Genomic DNA, 25,577 nt, shown 5'->3' with positions numbered 1-25,577 from the left:
TAGAATATAATGGAATTTTTGCTCTTTAACTTGTCGAATCGGTCGGAACTCAGTCTTTAGACAGAAGTGTGAAAGAATACATCCTTGGAGTTGAATGGGACATGGCCTTGGTGAAGAAGAGATTGGGAGATTTGCTAGTAGAGCATGGAGTTATCTCTGAAGAGCAGCTTCAGGAGGCTCTGAAGGAACAGCGTAAGACGAAGCGCCGTCTGGGTGATCTGTTAATCTCCCAGGGCTACATTACAGAACAGCAACTAATAGAGGTGCTGGAATTCCAGCTGGGTATTCCTCACGTGAATCTATTTAAATATCAGATTGATCCGGCCCTGACCCAGATCATTCCGGAGAGTATGGCCAAGCGCTATCAAGTGCTCCCTTTTATGAAGGAAGGCGGCAAGCTGATGGTTGCCATGGCGGATCCGTTGGATTATTTCGCAATTGAGGATCTGCGAATGACGACGGGATTCCGGATCGAACCGGCAATTTCAACGCGGGATGAGCTGCAGCGAGCTATTGCGCGGCATTATGGCCTGCGCGACTCCATGAGTCAGATGATGGGGGAGCTGCCCACCCAGGAAGAGATTGAAGAGACCGAAATCACGGATGAGAGCTCGCCAATCGTTCGTCTGGTGAATCAGATGATTCAGCAGGCGGTCCATTTGAAAGCATCGGATATTCATGTGGACCCGGGCGAGAACAATCTGGCGATCCGCTACCGGATTGATGGTCTGCTTAGAACCGAACGGGTGATTCCGAAGCAGATGCAGGGCTTTATTACTGCAAGACTTAAGATTATGGCCAAGCTGAACATTGCAGAGCGTCGTCTCCCACAGGATGGACGCATGAAGCTTCAGTTCGATCTTAAGATGGTGGATATCCGGGTGTCCTCGCTCCCTACCATTCATGGAGAGAAGATTGTGCTCCGGCTGCTGGATTTGAGCACCGGGGTGAAGTCGATTGATCACCTGGGCTTTAGTGACCGGGATATGGAAGTCTTCAAGGATATGATCGAGAAACCTTACGGGATTCTTCTGATTACCGGGCCGACAGGCAGTGGTAAGACAACGACCTTATACTCGGCACTGAATCACCTGAATAATGAGAGTTCGAACATTATTACAGTTGAAGACCCGGTGGAATACCAGCTAGAAGGGATTAATCAGGTGCATGTGAATCCCGCGATTGGACTGACTTTTGCAGCGGGACTGCGCTCGATTCTTCGTCAGGACCCTAACATTGTGATGGTTGGTGAGATTCGGGATAACGAGACGGCGGAGATTGCCATTCGTGCTTCATTGACAGGTCATCTCGTGCTCTCCACCCTCCATACGAATGATGCCATCAGCACCCTTACCCGGCTGCGGGATATGGATATTGAGCCTTATCTTATCGCTTCATCGCTGCTCGGGGTTGTGGCACAGCGTTTGGTTCGCCGGATTTGTCCCGAATGCAGAACCACTTATACTCCTACCGAGCAGGAGACGATCCTGCTGCACAATCATGGTAGGGAAGTTCAGAAGCTGTACCGCGGCAAAGGCTGCGGGAACTGCAATCAGACCGGATACCGGGGTAGGCTGGCGATCCATGAAGTTCTGCCTATTAACGATCAGTTTCGCAAGATGATTACAAGCTCAGCTTCAGTTGAGGAGCTTCGTCAGGCTGCGCGTGAACAGGGCATGGTCGATCTGATGGATGACGGCTTCGATAAAGTGCTGCAGGGCATGACCACTATACAGGAGGTTTTGCGCGAGACAGTGGCGCATTAAGGGAGGAATAGAGGATGACTCAACAGATAGAAGAACTGCTAAGAAGAGCGAACGATGCTGGCGCCTCTGACCTTCATATTTCAGTAGGTTCCCCTCCTGTAATGCGGATAGATGGAACACTGACTTCCCTTAACGAGACGCTTGTCACGCCGGCTGATGCTCATGAGATGGCCGAGGAGCTGCTTGGAGCAGAGCGGGCCCAAAGGTTTCGGGAAGCCGGAGAAATAGATTTCGCACACACTATTGAAGACGTCGGAAGATACCGAATAAATATATATAGACAACGTAGTGAGACCAGCATCGCAGCCAGACTTATTCCTGGGACAATACCTACACTTGAGCAGCTGCAGCTTCCTTCGATCATCACTACACTTACGAACAAGCCTCAGGGATTGATCCTGGTAACCGGACCAACCGGAAGTGGGAAATCCTCAACCCTGGCCGCTATGATCGGCTATATTAACCGGACCCAGAAGAAGCATATTGTGACTCTGGAAGATCCGGTGGAATATCTGCACACCCATGGGACTTCGCTGATTCATCAGCGTGAGGTAGGGAGTGACACCGCAAGCTTCGCGAATGGCCTAAGGGCTGCGCTTCGTCAGGACCCTGATGTGATTCTTGTCGGCGAAATGCGGGATCTGGAGACGATCTCTGCGGCCATCACCGCGGCGGAGACGGGACATCTTGTACTGGCTACGCTGCATACGACCGATGCTCCCCAGACGATTGACCGGATCATTGATGCTTTTCCGGGACCGCAGCAGGCACAGATCCGTACACAGCTGGCTTCGGTGCTGATCTCGGTCATCTCGCAGCGCCTTTTTCCAAGAGCGGGTAAGGCAGGCGGCAGACAGTGTGCAACAGAGATTCTGGTGAATACGCCAGCCGTTGCAAATCTGATTCGTACGGAGAAAAGCCACCAGATCAAGAGCCTGATGCAGACAGGGCGTCAGCAGGGGATGCATACGCTGGACATGGCGATTCGTGAACAGCTGCAGCAGGGGCTTATTGATCCAGCAGCAGCCAAGGCCTATCTTACGGAGGCGATGAGCTGATGCCGCAGTTTGAATATCAGATTAAGACGGCCAGTGGGAAGCAGCTGAAGGGCAAGCTTTCCGCCGTGGACAAGTCTACTGCAATGGAAGAGCTCCGTAAGCGCGGAGTGACGGTGTTCTCGCTGAAAGAGCAGAGCAACACGATACTATCAAAGGATATCTATATTGGTAATCCCGTTAAGAACGTTCAATTTATCATTTACTGCCGGCAGTTCGCTACTTTAATCCGTGCGGGAGTCACCATTGTGGATGCCACGGTCATTCTGTCCGAACAGACGGACAGCAAAGCGCTGCGTAAGGCGCTGCAGGAGATTCATGCCAGTCTGCTTCGCGGTGTTCCCTACTCCCAAGCAGTTCAGGATCATAAGAAAATCTTTCCTTCCATGTTCGTCAGCATGATCCGTGCCGGGGAGGAATCCGGGAACCTGGAGGGCACGCTTGAGCGTCTGGCCCAATTCTTCGAGAAGCAGTACAAGACCAAGGAGAAAGTGAAATCCGCCTTAATGTATCCCATTACAGTAGGCGTTCTAGCCATTGCGGCAGTGGTCTACCTGCTGTGGGCGATCGTACCGCAGTTCGTCCAGATGTTCGCTTCCATGAATGCAGAGCTTCCGGCCGTAACGAAGATCGTACTTGCGTTAAGCAGCAGTATTCAGCACCAGTGGTATTTCTGGTTCGCGGGTATTCTATTACTCATTATCGGTTTTCAGGTATATAAAAGGACGGAGAATGGGGCCTACTGGATCGATTATGCCAAGCTTAAGGTCCCAGTATTCGGCAAACTAATTCAAAAGAGTGCCATCGCACAGTTCACCCGCACCTTCTCATCCTTGTATGCCAGCTCCGTGCCTGTGCTGCAGTCCCTGGCGATCGTGGAAGACGTCGCCGGGAATAAAGTGATTGCTGGATTCATTCACAGCGCAGGGGATTCACTGCGACAGGGTAACCCGCTTAGCGAACCGCTTAAGAAGGCGTGGGTGTTCCCTCCGCTTGTCACCCAGATGATTGCGATAGGGGAAGAGACGGGGGCCCTCGATCAGATGCTTGAGAAAGTCGCTGATTTCTACGAGATGGATGTAGATAACACGGTCGATCGCTTGAAGTCGCTGATAGAGCCGCTGCTTATTGTTTTTCTCGCCGCAGTCGTAGGCACCATTGTGGCAGCGATCATGCTGCCGATGTTCAGTATCTATAGTCAGATGGGATAGCTTGTTAGGGGTTAACTGTGGGGTTAAAAGAGTGGTTAGAACTTGAAAGGTGGTGCCGCTGATCGGATAGTTCACTTCTTCAGCATCTTTAGAAACGCATCATAGGGTTGTGATTACTGGTCGGTTAAGTCAAAAAGGTTAAATAAACCACTATTGAATACTGGGAGGAATTAAGATGTTAGCACAAGCTATGAATAGAAGATTGAAAAGACTAGGCAAAGAGGAGAAAGGATTCACGCTGATCGAGCTCTTGGCGGTTATTGTTATCTTGGGGATTATTGCGGTTATTGCGATTCCTTTGATTAGTAATATTATTAATAAGTCTAAGGATGACGCAGACTTAGCTACTGCCCGACAAGTATACGATGCTGCACGTTTATATGTGACTAGTGAAAAAAATGGTGATTTCCTAACTGCTGGATCAATTAATATTATTGGAGCAGATGGTCTTACTGGCAAAGGATATCTAGATTCAGCAATTTCACTTCCAAGTAATAAAGAACCTCTTACTGGTGGAGTGGTGAAGTTCGATGCAAAAGGGACTTTAGAAAGTGTCACATTAGAATCAGCCTCTCATACATCTACAAAGGACCCTATTAGTTATACAGCCACCCAGGTTATTCAGCAGAAAAAGTAAAGAGTTGATTTTATTTAAGTTTATCGTATGATCCCCCAGGAACCGGCCAACCCCGGTTCCTGTTTCAAATTCACAATAGAAAGTAGACTTGGCCCTTGATGTCTATCTTTATAGCCATTTACGTTACTCTGCTAGGATTGATGCTCGGTTCCTTCTATAACGTCGTCGCCCTTCGGATACCCGCAGGGGAGTCTATCGTTCACCCGCCATCCCGCTGTTCGGGCTGCGGGACCCGGCTCGGGACGCGCGATCTTATCCCGGTGTTCAGCTTCCTTATCTCAAGAGGCAGATGCCGCTACTGCTCAGCAAAGCTGTCCGCGCTGTACCCGCTGGGCGAGACCGCGACAGGGCTGCTCTTCCTGTGGGTCTACCTCAGGACAGGGCTTACCGGAGAATCCCTGGTGGGATTGACCCTCGGCAGTCTTGGTGTAATTGTGACGGTGACGGACATGAAATATATGCGCATTCCGAATAAGGTGCTGCTATTCTTTGCGCCGCTACTAATCATCTTGCGGTTAATCTATCACGATCAATCCCTATGGAATTATGTGCTTGGGGCTCTTGCGGGCGGCGGGATCATTCTGCTGATTATCCTTATTTCCGGCGGAGGGATGGGCATGGGGGACGCGAAGCTGCTGGCCTTATGCGGCCTCGTTATAGGGCTTCCGGGTACGCTCCTTGCCCTATTCATTGCCTGTGTGTTTGGCACAGTGGTCGGCGGAGTCCTGATGCTCACCGGTACAATCAAACGCAAACAGCATATCCCGTTCGGGCCCTGGTTGATTATAGGTATACTGATTGCTTACGGATATGGTTCACAGATTATTAGCGGGTATCTCTCGCTCATCGGTTAGGAGGTTCGATTACACACATGCATACACTAGGTTCCAAGAAATGGATCGGTCTTACGATTGAGCAGAACGGGGTCCGCTATATCAAGCTGAAGAAGAACAAGTCCTGGGAAATGGAGACGAGAAGCTTTCTTCCCCTTCAGCCCGGGATGATAATTGAGAATGAAATCGCCGACAAGGAGAATTTCCGCGAGCTGCTGCAGAACTGGGTACAAGAAAAGGGACTTAAAGGCAGCGAGGTCTCGCTGTCCATCCCGCCTTCCCAGATTATCATCCGCCGCATGACGATTCCAAGTACAAATGCCAAGCAGGTCGAGCAGCTGGTGAAGCTCGAAGTGGAGACCGCGCTGCATCTTCCTTTTGAGAATCCGGTCTATGATTACCTTCCTATCCGGAAGGACGAGGAGAACACTCATCTCCTGGTATTTGCGGCCCCGAGGAGACTGGTCGAGGATTATGTAGAACTGCTCGCCGATGCAGGTATCAAGGTCAGTGCGGTGGAGACCTCTGCGACTGCTCTTGCGCGGGCAATTGGGGTTGGCCGAAGTGAATCTTTTACCGAGACCATGCTGATTCACCAAGACGGGGCACATCTCGACATCTATATGTTCCATGCCGGGCAGCCGATCTTCATGCGATCGATTAATTTGAATGACATGCAGCCGAACCAGCTAGCGGGATTCACAGACGGCAGTTCGCCTATAGATCCGGACGGGTTCGAGTCCGCCAATCAGTCACGGATTAGTGCTGAGCAGATGGTGGAGATTACCGCCGAAATTTCACGGATGCTGAACTTTTACCAATACAGTCTTCATGATGGGGAGACCCGCATTACGGAGATCATCATTACGGGCTCCAGAACTGGACAGCAGCAGATGCTGGAGGAGCTTCAATTAGCAATCGGGGACATGAACATCAGGACAGTGAACTTTGACCGGCTGACGAGTGAGGCGGCTGCGGACCCAGAACTTAACGCATACCGAATTGCGATAGGAGCGGCAATCAGGAGGACCGATGCAGGAGCTCTGGATTTGCTCCCAAGGGAGGACCGTGAGGCCCAGCTGTATCCGGTATTAATGGCATCTATTCTTATATTATGGATCTTCGGCGCAATTGCGGTAGGAATTCTCTACGTAACGAATCGGGACACAGTCAATGAGCAGGCAGTCCGGATTCAGGAGTTAAATGACAATAAGACCCTTCTCATGGCCGAGCTGGCCAAGCTCAATACCAAGGGTCAACCGACGGATCCCAAGCTGGTGATTAACACGATTCTCAAATCCCGTATGGATGCTGTGGCTGTACTGGATCAACTTAACAAGCCCATGCCTCAGGGCGGGGCTATTGTGAACATAGGGTATACCCAGAATACGGAGATTACATTAACCGCTAATTTTGTGAAAATGGAGGATGCTTCGGTGTATTTGAGCCAGCTGCGGAAGCTGCCATTTGCCGTGAGTATGCAGATTGACAAGCTGTCCGAGGACATGGCGGAAGTAGGAAACCTCCCGACACGGGTCTATGCTGCGGTCTATAAAATCCGTATGACGAATGAGAAGCAGACACAGGAAGGTGGGACAGAATAGAATGATGGAAATGATTCAGAAATACCGCACTGTGCTGCTGCCTGCGGCTGTCCTGTTGTTCCTGTTGTTATTCGCCTTCTACATGCTGGCTGTTCTGCCAGCAAGCAAAGAAGCTGCATCCCAGCAAGAGGAGATGACTACGTTGCAGCAGGAGAACAGCCTGATGCAGAACCGAGTGAATGTGCTGAAGGGAGGCAGTGAGGATAGCCCTGAGATGGAAGAAATTCGCGAATATCTACCAACTAGCGAGAACACCGAGCAGCTCATTTTGGATTTTACCCGGATAAATCAGAAGGCCTCAGTCCTCTTGCGGGATATTCAGTTCACTCTGCCGGAGTCTAATCTGATTCGTACCAGCCTTAGCAAGGACAAGTCCCCTTTTCCAACCGTTCGGGAAGTGAAGATGACGGCTACGCTTGAGGGGAACTACACCCAGATCAAGACCTGGATGTCAGAGCTTCAGAAGCTGAAACGCTTGATTGCCATTGATTCCTTCAGTTTTCAAAAGCCCTATGAGACCAAGGCTCCGGGAAGCATCATCAAAGCCACGATCTCTTTCACGGCTTATTATGATCCTTCATAAACCTAACGTAACATTTAGATAACCTGAATACCTTTTACCGGTTGGTCCGTATATATAGTTATATCGCGGAAAGGTGGTGCATCTGCCGGATGCATACATGGGTGTTTTGGCTGATTACTGCCGGAATTCTGCTTGTCTTCGAAATGATGACGTTGACGTTTTATCTCCTGTGGCTCAGTATAGGAGCAGGAGCGGCGACACTGGTGGCTTTAATAGCACCGGACAACATTTTGATGCAGGTGGTTGTCGGCTGCGTAGTCGCGCTTATATTGACCTTATTTACCAAGCCGCTGGTCAGAAGATTTCGTGCATCCAGAGGGTTCCAAGACATCGGTACCGAGCTTGTCGGTAAACAGGGGATTGTGGTCGAGCCGATCGACAAATCGAAGAACGGAATCGTGAAGATCGGGGGAGACACGTGGACCGCGGTGTCCGATCAGTTCATTGATGCAGGTGAACAGGTCATCGTCGTGAAGCGGGGCAATGCCATTATTGAAGTTGAACGATGGGAGGGTACACATTAATGACTTGGGCTGTAATTGGTATTATTCTGGTTGTCGTCGTTATATTCATTGCATTAACTGTCAAAATCGTACCGCAGCAGCGGGTGGGTGTCGTTGAGCGCCTGGGGAGATTTCATCGTCTGTTGACACCGGGGCTGAACATTCTGATTCCGGTAATTGATCAGGTTCGTATCTATCATGACCTGCGGATTCAACAAGCGAACGTTCCGCCGCAGACCGTCATCACTAAGGATAACGTGCAGGTCCAGATCGACACGATTATCTTCTATCAGGTAGTAGGGCCGGAAGAGGCAACCTACGGAATTTCGGATTATGTGTACGGGGTGCGCAACATTTCCACTGCTACGATGCGCCAAATTATCGGTAAGCTGGAACTGGACGAAACCCTGTCCGGACGGGAGAAAATCTCTACTGAAATCCGTCTCGCCCTCGATGAAGCTACCGAGAAATGGGGAGTTCGCATTGAACGGGTAGAGGTTATCGATATTAAGCCTCCGCTCGATATCCAGGAAGCGATGGACAAACAAATGAAGGCCGAGCGCAGCAAGCGGGCTATCGTGCTTGAAGCGGAAGCGGCCAAGCAGGACATGATCCTTCGTGCTGAAGGGGATAAGCAGAGTAAGATCCTTAAGGCCGAAGGGGATAAAGAGGCGCGTATCCGCGAAGCGGAAGGTCTTGGGCAAGCTCAGGAGTTGGAAGCGCTGGGTCAAGCGAAGGCGATTCAGGCCGTTGCTGAAGCCGAGAAGAACCGGATTGAGCTGTTGCGTAATGCAGACTTGAACGAGAGCGTGCTTGCATACTACTCTTTTGAAGCTCTAAAAGAAGTAGCCAAAGGCCCTGCTAACAAAGTATTCCTGCCGACCTCTACGGTTGATGCGCTTGGCAGCATTGGTGCAATCGGTGAAGTGTTCAAAGCAGGCAAGAGCGATAAATAACATAGCTTAAGTCATTAGAAGGCCCGGAGCATCAGCTCCGGGCCTTTGTGTGTCTCTTACTCGCTGATCCTCTTACTCGTTAACTTCCTTACTCGCTGGCTCGCCGGCTCTCTTGCTTTGCAGGCGCTTCAGTTCTTCTTCAACAGCCGCCGAATAGGCAGATTGCACTTCAGTGTGCGGTGCACTGGCTGCAGGCGCGGAGTACGCATGGCCTCCGGCATCAAGATTGGCTTCCCACTGCATAATCTTCTCTTCCATACGCTCAAAGCCCCGGGCGGCTGACCCGCTCTCAATACCATAGCTGAAGCTTGGGCGGATGCTTTGGGATCTTTCTTCCGCCTTCTGGGCGCGAGCAGCAAGCTCAGTGCGCTTCTCTTTGAGGCGTTCATATTCCTCTTTGGCATTTTGGATCTGGAATTCAAGCTCTTGTATGCGAATCCCTGCTTCCTGGATCTGGGCGGCGTGCTTCTCGGCCTGCTCTGCGAACTGAATCTTAGCAGATAGGGCTTCTCTAGCGGCGGATTCATTACCTCCTGCAAGAGCTTGGGATGCAGTCTGTTCGGACTGCTCTGCAGAACGGAGGGCTTCTTCTTTGCGCCAAGCGAGGACTTTCAAAGTGCCTTGCTGCTCCGTTAATTTACGCTCAGCGATTCGGATGTCCTCCTCCAGATTGCGGAGATACTGGTTCATTAGCAGAACCGGATTCTCCAGCTTGTTCAAGGCCTCGTGGGCTACAGCTTTAGTCATATTGGCAAGTCTTTCAAAAATACTCATGATTCATCTCTCCTTATAATTTGAATTAGTAAGTGTGGTGGTGATAAGAGTCATGGAAGCCAAAGCCGCCCGGCTCTTTCGGAACAAGAAGGCTGGCAATGACATAGATCGGAACGAAGGTACCAAAGCTGCAAAGAGCTCCAACTACAGTGACTAGACGGACAATAGTGGGATCAACACCAAAGTACTGTGCAATACCTCCGCATAGTCCGCTGATTTTACGATCATTTCTGGATCTGTACAATTTATTCATATTAATAATCTCCTCCGGATTCTTATTGGTAGTCGTTAGCTCGTGTGTCGTACGCTGTACCGTTGCTGTAACTTATGTTTATATCTTACCTTGCGGGGAAATCATTCAAAACGGCCCTCAGACGGTTTTTGATCTGGACTTAGGTCGGGGAACGAGTTCATCACAAAGGCCAGTAGTTCGGCATATGTATATGTTTAGCGGAGTAAAGAGGCAGAATGTTATTGTGCCGAAGTGCATAACATCGTAGTATTTTTCCAAAGGAGTAATTAACATTTTGTGGAAGGGGACTCACAATGAGTATTGCAGTTTTGCTCGGAAGTACGCGTTCCGGTGGAAATACAGAGCAGCTAGTGGATCAGGTGGTTGAAGGGATCAACCATAGCAAATTTGTGCTGCATGAGAAGAACATCCAGACGATTGTCGATCAGCGGCATGTTCCTGAGGGCTTCCAGCCCGTACAGGACGAGTATGATGAATTGATCCAGCGTGTGCTGGAGCACGATATTCTAATCTTTGCAACCCCGGTATATTGGTATGGAGTATCAAGTCCGCTCAAGACGTTCATTGATCGGTGGTCCCAGAGCTTAAGGAGTACAGACTATAACTTCAAGGAACTTATCTCGCAAAAGAAAGCCTATATCGTCGCCGTGGGCGGGGACGATCCTCACATTAAGGCACTGCCGCTGATTCAGCAGCTGAAGCTCACCTTCGACTTCGTAGGGCTGCCGCTGGAAGGCTATATCATCGGCAAAGGCAGCAAGCCGGGCGATATTCTAGCCGATTCCCGCGCTCTGTTGAACGCGAAGTGGCTGAATGAGCAGCTTAAAGAACAACGAGCCTGACTTCTGACTTTCAGCAGCCAGGATAAGTGACGTCCCTTGATTATGACAAAGAGGTTATCCCTGGCATGTTCAGCCAGGAATAACCTCTTTGTCTGTAGATAGAATGATCTTAGATCATTCCATCTAGGTATTAGTAATCAATGAATTAACGTTTGATTCTCCGTACGAACAGAATAGAGATCCACAGCGCTGCCAGCGAAATGACCAGGGCCGCAGCAGACAGTACGATGGAGATCGTCTGAGCCGCGGAGCTGTCGCTGTTCGCCTGCGCGGCGTTGCTCACGGCTGGTGCAGCGGCGTCTGTACTAGCAGAAGGTGCGGCTTCTGTACTCGCGGCACCAGCCGCAGCGTCGGTGCCGGCTGCCGCAGTTCCCGTGGATTCACCGGCGTGGTCACCGGGAGCCTCGGCAGCATGCTCGTCGTGGCCGCTATCCGAAGCCGCGGAGGCATCGCCGGATGCGCTGACCGTTGTCACAGAGTGGGGAGAATCTCCACCGTCCCCGGTCCACTCCACTATACTGCCATCCTTGTAGTACTGATAGGCATCCCAAGCGATCGTGGTATCTTTATCCGGGTTCTTAGCTACAAAATTGAACTGCTGGAACTGGCCCGGCTCAATCCCGCCATCCCCTTCGGCGGCCCAGGTTACGGTCGTGACCTTGCCCGCGTCATCCTTGGCCGTCTCTACCTTCCAGCCCGTTACAGGCTGGTAGTTCTTGAAGTCCACCCCTGCCGGGATTTTGAGGGCAACCTTGACGGTGGGAATGTCCTTTTCTACAGGGATTTTGATGGTATAGGTCTCGTACGCCTTGGGTTTCGAGGCAGAGGGCTTGACGGATACATGCGCGCTGGCAAGGCCGGCGAACAATAAAGTGCCGATAATGGCTGCCGAGAATACGGCTGTTAACTTGGAGAAGGCTTGTTTCATTTCGATTTAATCTCCTTTGTGTACATATTTTCAACTATTTATTTTGGATTACCCACGGTAAAATCAACGATTCCATCAAGCGAATCCAGCGATTTCAACAGGACGTGATATTTGATCTCCCAGCGGCCTGCCATCGTAATTAAGTCTTCCTTGGTTATGGGAGATGTGTTCCCAGGCATGTTAATTTCCAAGGTACCCATCGCCATCTCGCGTGAGGTCAGCTTCAAGGAAGTCTGCTCAATTGCCGTAACCGGCTTGCCCTCAGGGTCCTTGACCGAGACCTTGAACTCATTCTTGCCCATAATATTGGGTGAAATATCAATCATGACGGTGTATCCGCTCCGGGTCGTATCCTCAAGATGAGCGGGACCTGGATTGGACAGAGCAGTAGGCAGATTGGATAGAACCGCTGCTAGTATGAGCACGAAAATGCCGACACAGAATTCAATCCACACCGCCGGGCCCAGTTCCCGGTTCTGCCGTCTTCCCCGAAGGAATCCGGTAAGTGCGAAGACAAGCATGATGATGAACAGGGCAATCTTGGCCAGCAGCACCTGGCCGTATATGGAAGTGAATAGGGAACCCAGCGTTGGGGTGAAGATTTTGATGCCATAGAGCCCGCTTCCCAGCAAAAGAAGAACACAGATCGCTCCGGTCAGCGAGAATCGCTGAATCGTCGCCCAGTAGAGCTGCTTGCGCTCAGCAGAATCCGTCTTTCCCCGGCTGTAAGCCGGAAGCAGGAACGCTAGGGCGAGCAGGCTGCCCAGCCACAGGGATGCGGCAGTCAGATGCACAAAGTCATTGCCGATGGCGAGACCTTCGATCTCTGCAGTAGCGGCATGTCCCATAAAGGCCTTGGCCGTAAACATGGCCAGGATGGTGCCGACTGCCAGACCTGCGAAGATCGGCTTCTCGCCTTGACTCCATCTAGGAATGAGTGCATAGGTCAGACCGGCCAGAATTAGCAGAAGCAGTACCTGAGTCCACCAAACGGAACCAAATGTAGAGTATCTTAAAGTTTCACCGAGCACATTCTTGCTCCATGCCTCACTCCAGGAGACTCCGGCATCAAGCCGGGCATGCAGCGGAAGACTTAATAGGACGCCCACCGCGGTAAGCACGAAGGAAATGATCAGGGTCCATTGGCTGCGACCCAGCTTGTACGATGCTTTCCGCTCTGCTTTGGGCAGCAGGAACAAGTGGAAGAATAGGGTTCCCAGATAAAGGGACAGCCCCGCATACTGCAGCCAGCGGATCAGCGTAGCATCCCAATCGGGGAGCGTATTCCCGGGGGCAGCCGTCTGCGAAGCTGGTGCGGATTCTCCGCTGCCGACGATGAATGGGATGACGCCATTGATCGCGTGTCCATCGGCCGAGACAACACGCCAGCTGGCGGTGTAGATTCCGTCTGGCAGATTTTTTTGCAGATTGGCAGTAAGCTTCGCCGGATTCTTCTCATCAATCTGAGAGTCGTCCAGGTCAACACGTGCTCCTGAGGTATTCGTTACCTCCAGAGCGTGGAATACCTTCTCAATCGGTTCATTGAACACAATCGTGATCTTCTCCGGAGACTTATCCAGGGCCTCATTGGCGGCAGGAATTGACTTCACGATATAGGCATGTGCGGAGGCAAGCCCCGGACACATGAGGAGGAACACACACAGGATCATGATCCCGCTAATCCATTTATGACTTGATTTGATATTCAAGCATCTTCACCTTCTCTAGTAAGATCAATATGATTCTATCTTAGTATGGCCAAATCGGCATGACTACAACGGGCTATAAACAGGGAGCGGTTCAAGCAGGTTTATGTCCAATTAGTGAAAAAAGTCACTGTGATGAGCCTAATTATAAGTATACCCGTTATCAACACCCCTGTTTTTGAAATCCTGTCTTCAAATGTTACTATTTAAGAACAATCCGGGAAGGATAACTAGGATCACAAGAACACACTTGAATACCCCCTTGGGGTATATTATAATAAAGCTATAATTAAAGTAAGGGGGCGGGGGAGAATGTCGGAAGAGAATCAAGTGCAGGCCGCGAATGCTGACTGCTGTACTACAGGGGATCATACCCGTCAAAGCCACCACTCCGAGAAAACGAAGAGCAACCTGATCACCCGATTAAATCGTGTCGAAGGACAGATTCGTGGAGTGAAGGGCATGATTGAGAAGGATACCTACTGTGATGATGTGCTCAATCAGATTGCTGCCATTCAGTCGGCCCTTAACAGCGTCGGCAAGCTCCTGCTGGAAGGACATATGAAGAGCTGTGTCATTGAGCGAATCCAGGCCGGAGAGATGGAAGTTATGGATGAACTGCTGGTTACGGTTAATAAATTAATGAAGTAATAATCCAAGGAGGCTAACCATCATGACTGAAGTAACATTGAACGTACAGGGCATGTCCTGTCAGCACTGCGTTAAAGCTGTGGAAGGTGCTTTGAGTGAAGCTGGAGCAGCTGGTAAGGTAGATCTGGATTCAGGCACAGTTGCCGTCAAATATGATGAGAGCAAAGTTAAGGTAGAAGCATTGAAAGAAGCGATTGAGGAACAAGGATACGATGTAGTCTAATTGACACTATTTGTGTTGAACAGTGGGTTACACCCCTTGTATATTGGTAATTCTTAAGTTCAACTTATATGTACGGCCACTGTACCTCAAATATTAAGGATAGAACAACGCAAAAGGAGCCCGATAAGGGCTCCTTTGTGCTGCAACAACGGTTAATTAAAGTTCGATCGCCAACGCGCTGAATGTGATAGGACCTATAACGGTAGCAGCTGTACCTGGTGTAAGGAGCTCTACGGAAAGGGTATAGTCATGGGTACCAGCGACAACACCTGGATCAATCGCTTGGAGCGTGGTCAGATAATACTTTTCAAAGCTGGTTTCAAATCCTTGGCGTGCATAGTATATTTCGTGGCCGTCACGGAAAATGCGGAATAGAATGCTTCCTGTTCCCAGGTCACCCCGAAAACCAACGGTAGCCACCAGCTCAACGCGATTATTTGCGATAGGAGGAACAACGATCCTTACTTGAGAAATCCCTTGACCCGCTGGTGTCAATGGGACTGTTATTGCGGCTCCGTCAGTAATTGGAGTAGGAACGTTAGTGCTATAAGCTAATATTTGTGCCATTAATATCATCTCCTTATTGGAATATACTGTATGATATGCTGGTAGATAGATTCGGAGTGGACGATCAACTTACTATAAAAGTTGAATTTTGATAGAATGATAATCCGCTGTAAGGAGAACACCTACTCCATAGTTTCGGCATGAAGTAAAGACGGTACTTTGACTAACCGAGGCAACTTTTAAAAAAATAACAAAACTCGCTTGACAGACCGCCGGTCGGTATAATATTATTATTGCATAAACCGACCGGCGGTTTGCATAAGGGTTGAATAACTTATCTCAATCACAGCCGGTACATCAACAACAATATTTCTATAAAACACAATTTCTTTCACCAATCATAATCCATGCCTCAACAGGATGATCGAGCAGGTATAGAGAAAATCATTTAGTACCTACATACCGTCAGTCGGTATAATACCGCAGCAGTTGGCGATACACGATTAGTCAGACAAATATCTATTTTAAAGGAGAATGATAAAGATGACACAACAGCAATGGGATTTAATTGGATACGGAGTGTGGGCCTTAATTATCTGGATGACGTTGAAGCAGTTTCGGCAGACTAGAAGGCCGGTACAAGGGAAAGGACTCAATCTGCTGCTGGGAGACTGGCTCCTGTTCGCACCGCTTCCGTGGATTGTCTACCGTATGATTGAGCGAGGAACCTGGGAGCAGCTGGCATGGACACTAGGACTGGGCATCCTGCTTTCGCTGCCTTATATCCTGACAACGAAGTTCCAAGCCGCGGCTGATGGCACGATCAAATTCAAGCCGAATGCAGCATTCTACATCTTCTTATTCGGATTCCCTTACCTTCGTTACACCATCCGTGACCGGATCTTCCATAGTCACCCGATCCTGAGTGCACAGCACCGTCCGGATATCGAGTTAATGCTTGCCGAGTATATTGCAGTGCTGGTGCTATTGACCTTTTTATGGCGTTTGTTCATGTTTATCAGCTATAGAAGAACGCTTCGGGCAGCGGCCGCTCAGGGAGACACCCGGACAGATCAGTCTGTTATAACAGCTTCGCTTTAAACAAACCGACGGTTGGTATATAATGAGGAGGATATGAACCTATGAACTACATTTGGATTGTGCTTTTAGCCGTGATCGTAATTACAAAAAGACAGCTTACTCCCCGTCCCATTTCCGCAGGGCTTGTAACTTTCCCGCTTCTGCTGGTCTGCTATGGCGGATATATGGTCACCCAGCTGTCGCTGGGTGGCGGTGAAATAGCATCCCTTCTTCTAAGTCTCGCCATGGGCGCAGCCGTAGGGATGTATGAGGGAAGGTTCATCCGGGTGTTCGAACAGGACGGTGTGTATATGAGGCGGGGCTCCTTGGTAACCTTGGGCATCTGGCTGTTGTCCATTCCAGTCCGGTTCATTGTCAGCTTCGGCTTCACCCAGCTGCTTCATATACATGTTCAGCTAACAGGCTCTAATGCGTATATTCCTTTCTTGTTCTCGCTCGCAGGTATTTTGCTGGGCAGGGCAGTCTATCTAATCGTAAAATATCCGGGCGAATTTCAGAGAACGGCTGCTGCCAACCGCTGAGACAGGCGGGTTATTAAGGCCGGCCGTCAATCTGACCGACTCCCAACCAAGGAGAGATTCACATGAACGAAACAGCAGCGCATAACGCAAGTTTTCAGCTTATCCTTAATTCTTCTGAAGAACTAATCCGGGAGAAGGGCTGCCGAAAAACAACGCTTCAGGACATTATTGAGCGCACGGGTCTTTCCAAGGGAGCCATCTACCACTATGTATCGGGCAAGGATGAGCTGTTCGGTCTTATCCTGAAATCCAAGATAGAGTCCATGAACTTTCAGTTCGAGGAAGCGGTCTCCGCGGCAACGGAACGGGATGCTAAGTCCCCGATCATGGCGATTACCTCAGGGATGATGAAGACCATGGATAAAGATAATGTAACCAACAAAATTTTTACCTATTTGCTGAGTCTGGCCGATAACCCTAAGGTGGCTGCAATTCTGCGGGATGTGTATCAATATACGCATACGACAGCGGAACGCTGGATCCTTACTGGTCAGCAGGCTGGGGCCATCCCGTCAGAGATTAATGCTGCCAAGATGGCGGGGATGTTCATGATTTTCACCTACGGACTACGAGTTCAGAATGTAGTCGCAGGCGAAGGGGCATTAACTTTAGAGGCCCAGGATGTATTTACACTTCTTTTCAAATCTCTGCAATAAGACGAAAGATTTCTAATGAATCGGGTGAATCCATATCCATGAAATCGGCTCTGACCTGGCGTGCATGGCTCCCGCAGATCGTTCTCACCGTGCTTCTGAATGCGCTGCTTCCCTGGCTTGTCTATCTGCTGCTGATCCGCCATTTCTCAAGCTTCACGGCCTTGTCGGCGGCAGCTTTTCTTCCCTTAATCGAGAATATCGTGTATCTCGCTCGTTACCGGCGGCTCGACACGTTCGGCTCGCTCATGCTGGGTTCGTTCGTGCTTGCTGCACTGCTGGCATTTATGGGCGGCGATGAAAGGGTGCTCCTGGTTCGGGGCTCTATTGTAACAGGGGCGGTGGGAGCGGCCTTTCTGCTGTCACTCCTGCTGAACAGACCTTTGATCTACGGTCTGGCCAAGCGATTCGTATCTCCCGAGACCGCGGCGAAATATGAGGAGGGCTGGCACAAGCCCCAGGTACGGCGGGTATTCCGGATTATGACCGCAGTATGGGGGGCTGCTCTGCTGCTTGAAGCCGCTGTACGGACCCTTCTGGTGTATACACTGCCGGTAGCCGTGTTCCTCGGAGTGTCGAATCTGGTATTCTATGGATTCATTGGAGCCGCGGCTTTATGGACCTGGGTGTACAGGAAACGGAGCACTGCTGCCATGAACCCTCGTCTGTAAAAGAAACTGTAGAACTTGGTGGACTTGTACAGCGTAAGGGGATTAACGTCCCCGTAGAGAGGAGAGGCTGTATTAGACTTTTAAATTTGATTGTCGTATAGGGGATAAGAACCAAATTATACGATGACTCCTGCAGGCCCCCGTTATGGTCGGCGGCAGGGGAGGACATGAAATTAACGTGGTAAATAAATAGGGACCTTGCTGAATTCGTCCTGCATCAGGATCCTCCTGATACAGGGCGAACTTCATAGCAAGGTCCCTTGGGTTAATTTAATAAACGTTCACGAGTGCAGAAACGGTCTGATTCCCGTACTTGGCCGTAATAACAGCCGTTCCCCGGCTGATCGCGGTAATATTGCCATGTGCGTCAATGGTCAGAACATCGGGACGACTTGAGCTGTAGGTGGCGCTGGAACTTACATTGACAGCTTGTCCATTCTGGTCATACCAGGTTACGACCGTGTCAAAGGTGTCTCCCCGGCTGATACTGTACTCCTCGGAGTCAAATTTGATGCTGGATACTGGATCTCCCGGGTTGTCCGATCCGCCTGAATTAGCAGCGACCAGTTTAACCAGCTTGTTGCCCGCCACCGCGTAGATATCCTGACTACCGATTTGGATGGATTTAGCAACCTTTTTACCCAGGTCCTTCGACCAGAGCAGCTTGCCAGAGGCATCGATTTGGAAGAGACCGCGAGCGGCCGCGAGCAGATAACCGTCTTCATTCTCAGTAACTTGGTTAACTTTACCGATGTCATATGGAAGTCTCCACTGCTTATTTCCTGCTTTGTCCAATTTAAGGATCTCAATCTGTGTAGCACCATAATAATTAGGGGGAGAGATAACCAGATAACCGTCATTCACAGCCTTGACCTGTCCCGGCAATTGAAGCGGTTTACTCCACAGCAGTTCTCCTGATTGACTTAGCTTCCAAAGTTTGACCGCACCTTCAATATTCCCGGATACAATGATATCGCCTTCTGGAGTTACATCTGCATTAGTTGCCGCAAAATCACCTGCAAATCCGCTATCTTCACTAGACTTGTTCGTCCATTCGATTTGACCTGAAGAAGCATTCATTCTACCAACTTGGGAAGGTATAAAGTGTACTTGGCCTGCATAGCTTAGTGTAGTAGCAAATACAAGACTTCCATCAGCACCTTCAACTACAGAGCTCAAACCTTTGAAGCTGCCCATGCTAAAATTTTTAGCCCATAATACTTCCCCGTTCCTATCTGCTTTGGCTAAGAATACCTGATTATATCTATAGAAAAAACTTTGATATTCACCATAGATCAGGTAACCGCCGTCTTTCGTAGGGGTGACATCGGAGATTATCACTGGTTTGTCCCCTATAGGATTATCCAATGTAATATTGCGGCTCCATGTCAAGTTACCCTGGTCGTCCCAACGGGATAGAAAGGCTTGATAACCCTGATCCGCGTAGCCGGAGCGAACCCCGTTTAACCCGCCGATAGACAATTGATGGTTGGATGACTCTAAAATGCCGGTCAGTTGAATTTGCTCATCCCCAGCCTCTTTCTGCCACACAATCTCAGGACTGGAACTATCCGCAGACACTTGCCCAGGCAGCGAGCTGATTCCCATCAGGAGCCCCATAAAGCCATACAATAACCCTTTTCTTACCCTCGTTCTCATGTTCACCTTCACTATAATCCTCCTTTTAATAAAAAGAATAGATAACGGATAATATGCCATTCTATTCAAATTCCATAAATGTCATATTAATCCTATTACAACTGATAACTAGAAATTGGTAAATCCCTCGTATGTCATATTTTCAGAATCCTTGTAGTACTCCTATATGAGTACTACAAGGTAAAGTGATGCGGGTTATTGTAATCATGAGTGATGAAGGAGGGGAAGTACTATATGAGTACACTTTAAAGCTCATAGGTACTTAATGACGAATGTAACGGTTAGGATTCGATGAAAATAAGAAACCTTCCCCCACAAGTAGAGTGGTTGAGAAGGTTCTATTTGGCAAGCCTATTTGCATTGCCAGGGCGAGCCTGCTAGTTCGCTGCTCCCGTTCTGTAAGGCCCTTGGGTTAATTTAATAAACGCTTACGAGTGCAGAAACGGTCTGATTCCCGTACTTGGCCGTAATAACAGCCGTTCCCCGGCTGAGAGCCGTAATATTGCCTTGTGCGTCAATGGTCAGAACATCGGGACGGCTTGAGCTGTAGGTAGCGCTGGAGCTTACATTGACAGCTTGTCCATTCTGGTCATACCAGGTTACGACCGTGTCAAAGGTGTCTCCCCGGCTGATACTGTACTCCTCGGAGTCAAATTTGAGGCTGGATACCTGATCTCCCGGGTTGTCCGATCCGGCTGAACTAGCAGCGGTCAGCTTCACCAGCTTATTGCCCGCCAGCGCGTAGATATCCTTATCGCCGATTTGGATGGCTTCCGCAACCTTACCCAGTTCTTTCGACCAAATCAGCTTGCCGGAGGCATCGATTTGGAAGAGACCACGATCGGCCGCAAGCAGATAACCGTCTTTATCCTCATTGACTTGGTTAACTTCACCGAAATCGTATGAATTCTTCCACAACTTATTCCCTGTTTTGTCCAATTTAAGGATTTGAATTTGTGTAGAACCACTATCAGGGGTAGAAGTAACCAGATAACCGTCATTCACAGCCTTGACATGTCCCGGCAATTGAAGTGTCTTATTCCACAGCGTTTCTCCCGATGGACTCAGCTTCCAAAGTTTGACCGCACCTTCAATATTGGCGGATACAATGACATCGCCTTCTGGAGTTACATCTGCATTAGTTACATCGAGAAAACCAGAAAATCCACTATCTTCACTGGACTTGATCCATTCGGTTTGACCTGAAGCGTTAATTTTACCAACTTTGGCGGGGATGGGTACATTGATTCCGCCTGGCGAGAGGGTGTACACGATACTTCCGTCATCACTTTCAGCTACCGAATTCACACGTACCCAACTTCCACCGCTTACTGTTTTCGCCCATAACACTTTCCCATTCTGATCTACTTTAGTTATGAATGCCGGATAATATTTAGGGATCATATCAACATAGGTTCCGCTGAGCACGTAACCGCCGTCTTTCGTAGGGGAGACATCGGAGATAATCACTGGTTTGGGAGCATCATCTATATCCGCTTGATTATCCAACGTAATATTGCTGCTCCATGTTGAGTTACCTTGGTCATCCCAACGGGAAAGGTAGCCTAACAGACGACCCTCGCTATTCATTGAATCCCCGTTTAACCCGCCGATGGACAATTGATGGTTGGATGACTCTAAAATGCCGGTCAACTGGAGTTGCTCATCCCCAGCACCTTTCTGCCACACAATCTCAGGACTAGCGCTATCTGCCGATACCTGCCCCGGCAGCGAGCTGGCTGCCACCACGAGTCCCATGAAGCCATATAATAACCCTTTTTTCGCCTTCGTTTTCATATTCACCATCGCTGTAATCCTCCTTTTAATAAAAGAAATAGATAATATGCCATTCTATTAAGCTTCCAAATATGACATATTAATACTATTAAATAGGATTGCCGGAAAATGGTAAATCCCTCATTTGTCATATTTTCAGAATTCTTGTAGTACTCCAATATGAGTACTACAAGTAAAGAGAGCGGGTTATTGTACGCATGAGTGATGAAGGAGGGGAAGTACTATATGAGTACGACTTTAAAGCTCTTAGGCAATTAATAACGAATGTAACGGTTAGGATTCGATGAAAATAAGAAACCTTCTCCCCACAAGTAGAGTGGTTGAGAAGTTTCTATTGAGTATAATTTGGTTGGTCTGTTAACCATCCAAATAACTGGAGCCAAATTGACTGTGAAGAAGGTACACTAATATAGTTGATTAGAGAAGAATGAATTTGGGGGACTAACTATGTTAGAAGCCGTATTACACGGATTCGTATTGGCTCTGGGGCTTATTTTGCCGCTGGGAGTTCAGAATGTATTTGTATTTAATCAGGGTGCCAGCGCATCCAAGTGGACAGGAACACTTCCGGTGGTGGTGGCAGCTTCCTTGTGTGATTCGCTGCTCATTCTAATGGCGGTGTATGGGGTATCCCTGCTGCTGCTTACGATGGCTTGGCTGAAAATGACCCTGTTCGCTGCCGGAATTCTGTTTCTGATCTATATGGGATGGTCCATCTGGACCAGCGCACCGAAGCCAGCATCGTCAGATGGCGTGAAGCTGCCTGCTCGCAAGCAGGTTCTGTTCGCCATCTCCGTATCCCTGCTGAATCCTCATGCCATTATGGATACCGTTGGCGTAATCGGAACAAGTGCCTTACGCTACGAAGGAAATGCTAAATGGGGCTTTACCGTGACAACCATGGCCGTGTCCTGGCTCTGGTTCGCTTCACTGGCCACGGCTGGAAGATGGGTGGGCAGCCTGGACCGAGCCGGAGGAATTCTTAATCTGATTAATAAAATATCAGCCATCGTCATTTGGATCGTGGCGATCTATATGACGGTTCAGTTGATCGTTTCAAGCTAGATAAGTTGAGCTTAAGAATGACTTCTAGGCAAGAGTGTGAAATGATTCTGGAGAAGCGCAGCGTTCTGAAAGCTTTCTGAAAGAAAGCTACATCGGAAGCGTTCGCCTTTGCTCTCAGACTTCTACCACCTCAAAATTCATTCAAGAAGTCTGAGAGCAACAGCGATCGAAAGAACATTTCACACGGCTGACTAGCTGTATATCCATAGTTAGCGCACCTAGCTTTGCAAGGAGTACAGGCAAGCCCTGTACTCCTTATTTGTGATCCCTCTCACACTTTTTTTCTATAATGGATTGACATAAGAACCAGAGCACAGTATATTTTAAACAAACGTTTTAAATGATTGTTTAAAACAGAGAGAGTAGATAAAGAGGAGAGATAAGACTCATGCTGGATACTTTTAAAAGATTGATCAGGAAGCCACAGACAATTGTTGGGGTAGTGACGGCTCTAGCGTTCCAGGTGATCTTCTGCCTGATATGGATGACGGGATACAATGGAGTTAACGACCGGATACAGGAATTCAAGATCGCGGTGGTGAATGAGGATGGGCAGTTTGGCGAGGCTCTGGGTAAGCAGCTTGCTGGGAAGCTTCCTTTCCAGGTCGTAACGATGAATGCTGCTGATGCGAGTGAAGGTCTGAACAACCGGGAGGTTCAGATGATTGTCACGGTGCCGCAGCAGTTCAGCGAGAACCTTAAGAACCCTGGGAAGCAGGCAGAGCTTAAATATACGATTAACGAATCAAATCCGGTTACTGTCAAGAGCGCGATGCAGAGTGCAGCGAATTCCATCACGGCGTCTGTGAATGGGAATGCAGCGGCTCAGGGAACCCAGGCTGTGCTTGAACAGCTTAAAATGCCTGCCCAACAGGCAGGGCAGACTTCTTCCGCGCTGACTGAGCGCGTGAGTTCCGAGTTTACTTTCACGAACAAGATTGATGGCATGAATAATCAGATGGTGCCAATGATGCTGGTGCTGGCCTCCTTCGTTGGGGCGATGATCATGGGAATGAATGTGCAGCAGGGCGCTATGATGATTAAGCCTGGTACTTCGAAATGGCAGCTCCTTGGAGCCCGCATTCTATTGAATGTGCTGGCTGCTGTAATCGTATCCCTGGTAGGTTCCTCCCTGGTTATGGCACTCGGCGGCCAGGCTGCTCACGGGTTCCTGAGCCTGTGGATGTTCCTTGGGTTGTTCGTCCTGACTTTTATGCTGTTCTCACAAATGTTCCTGATTCTCTTCGGCATGGCCGGAATGCTGGTGAATGTAACGATGTTGTCCCTGCAGCTTGTTAGCTCCGGTGCGATGGTGCCACGCCAGCTGCTGAGCGATGTGTATCAAGCGATTGGTGAATTCCTGCCGGCTTCCTATGCGGTGGAAGGCCTGATGAATCTTCAATTCGGCGGACCTGCAATTGGACCGGAAGTGGGAGCCCTTCTGCTGATCAGCCTCATTAGCATTGGAGTCAGTCTGCTAAGAGTCGCTCTAAGAAGGGAGCCGGGATCCGAGAAGAACACGGAGCTGTCCACGGAAACGGTAGCTAATGCAGTGTAAGCATACGTTGATATGATAGGATTCATGCCTGCTATCCGGGATTCAGCCTGCCGGAGGGCAGGCTGTTTTGCTTATACCCGCCTTGCGTATGCGGTTTCAAAGTCGCATAATGGGACTAGATTTATTAGAGAGGATCTAAGGCAATGAATCATAATGATTGCGACATCAAGATGCGTATTCTGCTGTCCTCCAGGAAGCTTTTTGCCAAACAGGGGTATGAAGGCACGAGTGTACGGCAGATCTGTGAGGATGCTGGGGCCAATGTGGCGCTTATTTCTTATCATTTTGGGGGAAAAGAAAAGGTGTTCACCGCTTTGTTCGAGAAGTTCTTCCCTGGAAAGTTAATGAGCGACTACAGCGAGCGGCTGAGCGACCCGATTTCGGGTCTTCGCCTGCTTATCTCGGAGATTATCCATTTCACCTTTCAGGATAGAGAACTCAGCAGTATCGTTCAGCAGGAAGTGATGATGGATTCCCCCCGCAGGGATATTGTGATGGAATTCTTGTATCCCGTATGGAGCAAGGTAAGAGAGCTGCTGCTCAAGGGTAAAGAAGGCGGCATTTTCGAGTTCGACTCGCTTAGTAATACGCTGCTTATGGTCATAGGGGCAGCACTTGCCCACAAACGGGTATATAACTTTGAACGCTTAATTGCCGAAGAAGAGATGAATCCGGAGCAGATTCCGGAACAGACAGTAAAGTTTATTTTACGAGGGTTAGGAGTGAAAGACGCATGAACGATACAATTTCGCTGCTCCAAAGTCACCGGTCGATCCGGAAATTCAAGGATAAGCCGCTGGGTAAAAGTATGGTGGAGCAGATCATCAGCGCAGGTCAGGCGGCCTCAAGCTCCAGTAATATGCAGGCCTTTAGCGTGGTAGCGATAACGGATACGGAGCGAAAAGGAATTCTGTCCGAGCTTGCAGGGAATCAGGCTTATATTCGGGAATGCCCTGTTTTTCTGGTATGGTGTGCAGACCTACACCGCTTGAAATCTGCGGCGGAGAGACACCGCCCGGGTCAGGAATCCTACGAGGATGTGACCGAGAACTTCATTATCGCGACGGTGGATACCGCGCTGGCTGCCCAGAATGCCGCAGTGGCTGCAGAGTCGCTGGGTCTTGGAATTGTATATATCGGCGGAATCCGGAACCGGATTGCCGAAGTGGCCGAGCTGCTGCAGCTGCCGGACTTGGTCTATCCCGTATTCGGCATGTGTCTCGGATATCCGGACCAGGAGCCGGGTCTTCGTCCACGATTACCGGTACCCGCGGTTCTGCACTGGGACGAATATGACGCGGACAAGACGGAAGAACAGGTAGAGTTCTACGACAAGACGACGTCTGAGTATCTGCGTGAACGTACCGGCGGGCAGAAGGATACGCCTTGGTCGGAGCTGATGGCTGAGAAGCTGACTCAGCCTTCGCGCCTGCATATGCGGGAGTTCCTGCGAAGTCGCGGTTTTGAATTGAAGTAAGAGGCTGAAATGTATAGGTGAATCGGGCTTTAGGCTTTGCACC

Annotated in this window: 27 protein-coding genes; 20 read left to right on the top strand and 7 right to left on the bottom strand. The window is 49.4% G+C overall.

Going from position 1 to position 25,577, the window contains the following annotated elements:
• The first annotated feature begins 101 nt into the window (after positions 1-101).
• The 9 genes from EJP77_RS09970 (at position 102) to EJP77_RS09930 (ending at position 9,148) form a co-directional block, all read left to right on the top strand.
• On the top strand, positions 102-1,766 hold the full coding sequence (locus EJP77_RS09970; protein WP_127199087.1) for a GspE/PulE family protein: 1,665 nt from the start codon (positions 102-104) through the stop codon (positions 1,764-1,766).
• 14 nt (positions 1,767-1,780) lie between these two features.
• Positions 1,781-2,824, top strand: a complete 1,044-nt coding sequence (locus tag EJP77_RS09965; RefSeq protein ID WP_127199086.1) for a type IV pilus twitching motility protein PilT — start codon at positions 1,781-1,783, stop codon at positions 2,822-2,824.
• Entirely contained in the window at positions 2,824-4,032 is a 1,209-nt protein-coding gene (locus EJP77_RS09960; protein ID WP_127199085.1) for a type II secretion system F family protein, read from the top strand. Before EJP77_RS09965 ends, EJP77_RS09960 begins: the two co-directional genes overlap by 1 nt.
• A gap of 175 nt (positions 4,033-4,207) precedes the next feature.
• Entirely contained in the window at positions 4,208-4,669 is a 462-nt protein-coding gene (locus tag EJP77_RS09955; RefSeq protein WP_246021853.1) for a type II secretion system protein, read from the top strand.
• A 98-nt stretch (positions 4,670-4,767) separates the two neighbouring features.
• The gene (locus EJP77_RS09950) at positions 4,768-5,523 is read left to right on the top strand and encodes a prepilin peptidase (RefSeq protein WP_127199084.1); all 756 of its coding nucleotides are present in this window, start codon (positions 4,768-4,770) and stop codon (positions 5,521-5,523) included.
• A 17-nt stretch (positions 5,524-5,540) separates the two neighbouring features.
• The gene (gene pilM, locus EJP77_RS09945) at positions 5,541-7,106 is read left to right on the top strand and encodes a pilus assembly protein PilM (protein WP_127199083.1); all 1,566 of its coding nucleotides are present in this window, start codon (positions 5,541-5,543) and stop codon (positions 7,104-7,106) included.
• 1 nt (position 7,107) lies between these two features.
• On the top strand, positions 7,108-7,689 hold the full coding sequence (locus EJP77_RS09940) for a hypothetical protein (protein WP_127199082.1): 582 nt from the start codon (positions 7,108-7,110) through the stop codon (positions 7,687-7,689).
• A gap of 89 nt (positions 7,690-7,778) precedes the next feature.
• On the top strand, positions 7,779-8,213 hold the full coding sequence (locus EJP77_RS09935) for an NfeD family protein (RefSeq protein WP_127199081.1): 435 nt from the start codon (positions 7,779-7,781) through the stop codon (positions 8,211-8,213).
• Positions 8,213-9,148 (top strand): SPFH domain-containing protein, encoded by a 936-nt coding sequence (locus EJP77_RS09930; protein WP_127199080.1) that lies wholly within the window; start codon positions 8,213-8,215, stop codon positions 9,146-9,148. The genes EJP77_RS09935 and EJP77_RS09930 overlap by 1 nt, the downstream gene beginning before the upstream one ends.
• 72 nt (positions 9,149-9,220) lie before the next feature.
• On the opposite strand, the gene EJP77_RS09925 is transcribed toward EJP77_RS09930, so the two are convergent.
• Together EJP77_RS09925 and EJP77_RS09920 are read right to left on the bottom strand one after the other, a co-directional pair.
• Positions 9,221-9,922 carry a PspA/IM30 family protein gene (locus EJP77_RS09925; RefSeq protein WP_246021852.1) on the bottom strand — a complete coding sequence of 234 codons (702 nt, stop codon included), beginning with the start codon at positions 9,920-9,922 and terminating at the stop codon, positions 9,221-9,223.
• 25 nt (positions 9,923-9,947) lie between these two features.
• Positions 9,948-10,175, bottom strand: coding sequence for a PspC domain-containing protein (locus EJP77_RS09920; protein WP_127199078.1), 228 nt, complete (start codon positions 10,173-10,175; stop codon positions 9,948-9,950).
• 293 nt (positions 10,176-10,468) lie between these two features.
• Between EJP77_RS09920 and EJP77_RS09915 the strand changes: the two genes are divergently transcribed.
• Positions 10,469-11,017, top strand: a complete 549-nt coding sequence (locus EJP77_RS09915; RefSeq protein WP_127199077.1) for a flavodoxin family protein — start codon at positions 10,469-10,471, stop codon at positions 11,015-11,017.
• A 145-nt stretch (positions 11,018-11,162) separates the two neighbouring features.
• On the opposite strand, the gene EJP77_RS09910 is transcribed toward EJP77_RS09915, so the two are convergent.
• Positions 11,163-11,945, bottom strand: a complete 783-nt coding sequence (locus EJP77_RS09910; RefSeq protein ID WP_127199076.1) for a YcnI family copper-binding membrane protein — start codon at positions 11,943-11,945, stop codon at positions 11,163-11,165.
• A 38-nt stretch (positions 11,946-11,983) separates the two neighbouring features.
• Complete coding sequence (locus tag EJP77_RS09905; RefSeq protein ID WP_127199075.1) at positions 11,984-13,654, bottom strand: copper resistance protein CopC; 1,671 nt, start codon at positions 13,652-13,654, stop codon at positions 11,984-11,986.
• A 309-nt stretch (positions 13,655-13,963) separates the two neighbouring features.
• Between EJP77_RS09905 and EJP77_RS09900 the strand changes: the two genes are divergently transcribed.
• Positions 13,964-14,302, top strand: coding sequence for a metal-sensitive transcriptional regulator (locus EJP77_RS09900; RefSeq protein ID WP_127199074.1), 339 nt, complete (start codon positions 13,964-13,966; stop codon positions 14,300-14,302).
• A gap of 22 nt (positions 14,303-14,324) precedes the next feature.
• The gene (locus tag EJP77_RS09895; protein ID WP_127199073.1) at positions 14,325-14,525 is read left to right on the top strand and encodes a copper ion binding protein; all 201 of its coding nucleotides are present in this window, start codon (positions 14,325-14,327) and stop codon (positions 14,523-14,525) included.
• 156 nt (positions 14,526-14,681) lie between these two features.
• Here EJP77_RS09895 and EJP77_RS09890 read toward each other — a convergent pair whose 3' ends face one another.
• Positions 14,682-15,092, bottom strand: coding sequence for an exosporium protein C (locus tag EJP77_RS09890; protein ID WP_127199072.1), 411 nt, complete (start codon positions 15,090-15,092; stop codon positions 14,682-14,684).
• 483 nt (positions 15,093-15,575) lie between these two features.
• Between EJP77_RS09890 and EJP77_RS09885 the strand changes: the two genes are divergently transcribed.
• The 4 genes from EJP77_RS09885 (at position 15,576) to EJP77_RS09870 (ending at position 17,978) form a co-directional block, all read left to right on the top strand.
• A complete protein-coding gene (locus EJP77_RS09885; protein ID WP_185897300.1) occupies positions 15,576-16,133 on the top strand; it encodes a CcdC protein domain-containing protein in 558 nt (185 codons plus the stop codon).
• 41 nt (positions 16,134-16,174) lie between these two features.
• The gene (locus EJP77_RS09880) at positions 16,175-16,654 is read left to right on the top strand and encodes a hypothetical protein (protein WP_127199070.1); all 480 of its coding nucleotides are present in this window, start codon (positions 16,175-16,177) and stop codon (positions 16,652-16,654) included.
• A gap of 62 nt (positions 16,655-16,716) precedes the next feature.
• A complete protein-coding gene (locus EJP77_RS09875) occupies positions 16,717-17,310 on the top strand; it encodes a TetR/AcrR family transcriptional regulator (protein ID WP_127199069.1) in 594 nt (197 codons plus the stop codon).
• A 38-nt stretch (positions 17,311-17,348) separates the two neighbouring features.
• Positions 17,349-17,978: a VC0807 family protein gene (locus EJP77_RS09870; RefSeq protein ID WP_246021851.1), complete on the top strand. Its 630-nt coding sequence runs from the start codon at positions 17,349-17,351 to the stop codon at positions 17,976-17,978.
• 270 nt (positions 17,979-18,248) lie between these two features.
• On the opposite strand, the gene EJP77_RS09865 is transcribed toward EJP77_RS09870, so the two are convergent.
• Positions 18,249-19,637 carry an outer membrane protein assembly factor BamB family protein gene (locus EJP77_RS09865; protein WP_246021868.1) on the bottom strand — a complete coding sequence of 463 codons (1,389 nt, stop codon included), beginning with the start codon at positions 19,635-19,637 and terminating at the stop codon, positions 18,249-18,251.
• Between the two features lie 417 nt (positions 19,638-20,054).
• Positions 20,055-21,443, bottom strand: a complete 1,389-nt coding sequence (locus EJP77_RS09860) for a hypothetical protein (RefSeq protein WP_127199067.1) — start codon at positions 21,441-21,443, stop codon at positions 20,055-20,057.
• A gap of 438 nt (positions 21,444-21,881) precedes the next feature.
• Here EJP77_RS09860 and EJP77_RS09855 point away from each other — a divergent pair, with 438 nt between their 5' ends.
• From EJP77_RS09855 to nfsA, 4 genes are all read left to right on the top strand, one after another.
• Positions 21,882-22,499, top strand: coding sequence for a LysE/ArgO family amino acid transporter (locus EJP77_RS09855; protein WP_127199066.1), 618 nt, complete (start codon positions 21,882-21,884; stop codon positions 22,497-22,499).
• A 388-nt stretch (positions 22,500-22,887) separates the two neighbouring features.
• Positions 22,888-24,057 carry a YhgE/Pip domain-containing protein gene (locus EJP77_RS09850; protein WP_127199065.1) on the top strand — a complete coding sequence of 390 codons (1,170 nt, stop codon included), beginning with the start codon at positions 22,888-22,890 and terminating at the stop codon, positions 24,055-24,057.
• A 143-nt stretch (positions 24,058-24,200) separates the two neighbouring features.
• Positions 24,201-24,794: a TetR family transcriptional regulator gene (locus EJP77_RS09845; RefSeq protein ID WP_127199064.1), complete on the top strand. Its 594-nt coding sequence runs from the start codon at positions 24,201-24,203 to the stop codon at positions 24,792-24,794.
• Positions 24,791-25,534, top strand: a complete 744-nt coding sequence (gene nfsA, locus EJP77_RS09840) for an oxygen-insensitive NADPH nitroreductase (protein WP_127199063.1) — start codon at positions 24,791-24,793, stop codon at positions 25,532-25,534. The genes EJP77_RS09845 and nfsA overlap by 4 nt, the downstream gene beginning before the upstream one ends.
• The last annotated feature ends 43 nt before the right edge of the window (positions 25,535-25,577 follow it).

This window comes from Paenibacillus zeisoli, assembly GCF_003994465.1.
In the GTDB taxonomy this organism is placed as follows: Bacteria; Bacillota; Bacilli; order Paenibacillales; family Paenibacillaceae; genus Fontibacillus; species Fontibacillus zeisoli.
Note: the sequence above shows the minus strand (reverse complement) of the source record. Positions and strands in the feature narration are given on the sequence as shown.

Bases quoted from the DNA above. Each gene is read 5' to 3' on its own strand.
- EJP77_RS09970 (WP_127199087.1), top strand. From the start codon at position 102: ATGGCCTTGGTGAAGAAGAGATTGGGAGATTTGCTAGTAGAGCATGGA.
- EJP77_RS09965 (WP_127199086.1), top strand. From the start codon at position 1,781: ATGACTCAACAGATAGAAGAACTGCTAAGAAGAGCGAACGATGCTGGC.
- EJP77_RS09960 (WP_127199085.1), top strand. From the start codon at position 2,824: ATGCCGCAGTTTGAATATCAGATTAAGACGGCCAGTGGGAAGCAGCTG.
- EJP77_RS09955 (WP_246021853.1), top strand. From the start codon at position 4,208: ATGTTAGCACAAGCTATGAATAGAAGATTGAAAAGACTAGGCAAAGAG.
- EJP77_RS09950 (WP_127199084.1), top strand. From the start codon at position 4,768: ATGTCTATCTTTATAGCCATTTACGTTACTCTGCTAGGATTGATGCTC.
- pilM (WP_127199083.1), top strand. From the start codon at position 5,541: ATGCATACACTAGGTTCCAAGAAATGGATCGGTCTTACGATTGAGCAG.
- EJP77_RS09940 (WP_127199082.1), top strand. From the start codon at position 7,108: ATGATGGAAATGATTCAGAAATACCGCACTGTGCTGCTGCCTGCGGCT.
- EJP77_RS09935 (WP_127199081.1), top strand. From the start codon at position 7,779: ATGCATACATGGGTGTTTTGGCTGATTACTGCCGGAATTCTGCTTGTC.
- EJP77_RS09930 (WP_127199080.1), top strand. From the start codon at position 8,213: ATGACTTGGGCTGTAATTGGTATTATTCTGGTTGTCGTCGTTATATTC.
- EJP77_RS09925 (WP_246021852.1), bottom strand. From the start codon at position 9,922: ATGAGTATTTTTGAAAGACTTGCCAATATGACTAAAGCTGTAGCCCAC.
- EJP77_RS09920 (WP_127199078.1), bottom strand. From the start codon at position 10,175: ATGAATAAATTGTACAGATCCAGAAATGATCGTAAAATCAGCGGACTA.
- EJP77_RS09915 (WP_127199077.1), top strand. From the start codon at position 10,469: ATGAGTATTGCAGTTTTGCTCGGAAGTACGCGTTCCGGTGGAAATACA.
- EJP77_RS09910 (WP_127199076.1), bottom strand. From the start codon at position 11,945: ATGAAACAAGCCTTCTCCAAGTTAACAGCCGTATTCTCGGCAGCCATT.
- EJP77_RS09900 (WP_127199074.1), top strand. From the start codon at position 13,964: ATGTCGGAAGAGAATCAAGTGCAGGCCGCGAATGCTGACTGCTGTACT.
- EJP77_RS09895 (WP_127199073.1), top strand. From the start codon at position 14,325: ATGACTGAAGTAACATTGAACGTACAGGGCATGTCCTGTCAGCACTGC.
- EJP77_RS09890 (WP_127199072.1), bottom strand. From the start codon at position 15,092: ATGGCACAAATATTAGCTTATAGCACTAACGTTCCTACTCCAATTACT.
- EJP77_RS09885 (WP_185897300.1), top strand. From the start codon at position 15,576: ATGACACAACAGCAATGGGATTTAATTGGATACGGAGTGTGGGCCTTA.
- EJP77_RS09880 (WP_127199070.1), top strand. From the start codon at position 16,175: ATGAACTACATTTGGATTGTGCTTTTAGCCGTGATCGTAATTACAAAA.
- EJP77_RS09875 (WP_127199069.1), top strand. From the start codon at position 16,717: ATGAACGAAACAGCAGCGCATAACGCAAGTTTTCAGCTTATCCTTAAT.
- EJP77_RS09870 (WP_246021851.1), top strand. From the start codon at position 17,349: ATGAAATCGGCTCTGACCTGGCGTGCATGGCTCCCGCAGATCGTTCTC.
- EJP77_RS09865 (WP_246021868.1), bottom strand. From the start codon at position 19,637: ATGAGAACGAGGGTAAGAAAAGGGTTATTGTATGGCTTTATGGGGCTC.
- EJP77_RS09860 (WP_127199067.1), bottom strand. From the start codon at position 21,443: ATGGTGAATATGAAAACGAAGGCGAAAAAAGGGTTATTATATGGCTTC.
- EJP77_RS09855 (WP_127199066.1), top strand. From the start codon at position 21,882: ATGTTAGAAGCCGTATTACACGGATTCGTATTGGCTCTGGGGCTTATT.
- EJP77_RS09850 (WP_127199065.1), top strand. From the start codon at position 22,888: ATGCTGGATACTTTTAAAAGATTGATCAGGAAGCCACAGACAATTGTT.
- EJP77_RS09845 (WP_127199064.1), top strand. From the start codon at position 24,201: ATGAATCATAATGATTGCGACATCAAGATGCGTATTCTGCTGTCCTCC.
- nfsA (WP_127199063.1), top strand. From the start codon at position 24,791: ATGAACGATACAATTTCGCTGCTCCAAAGTCACCGGTCGATCCGGAAA.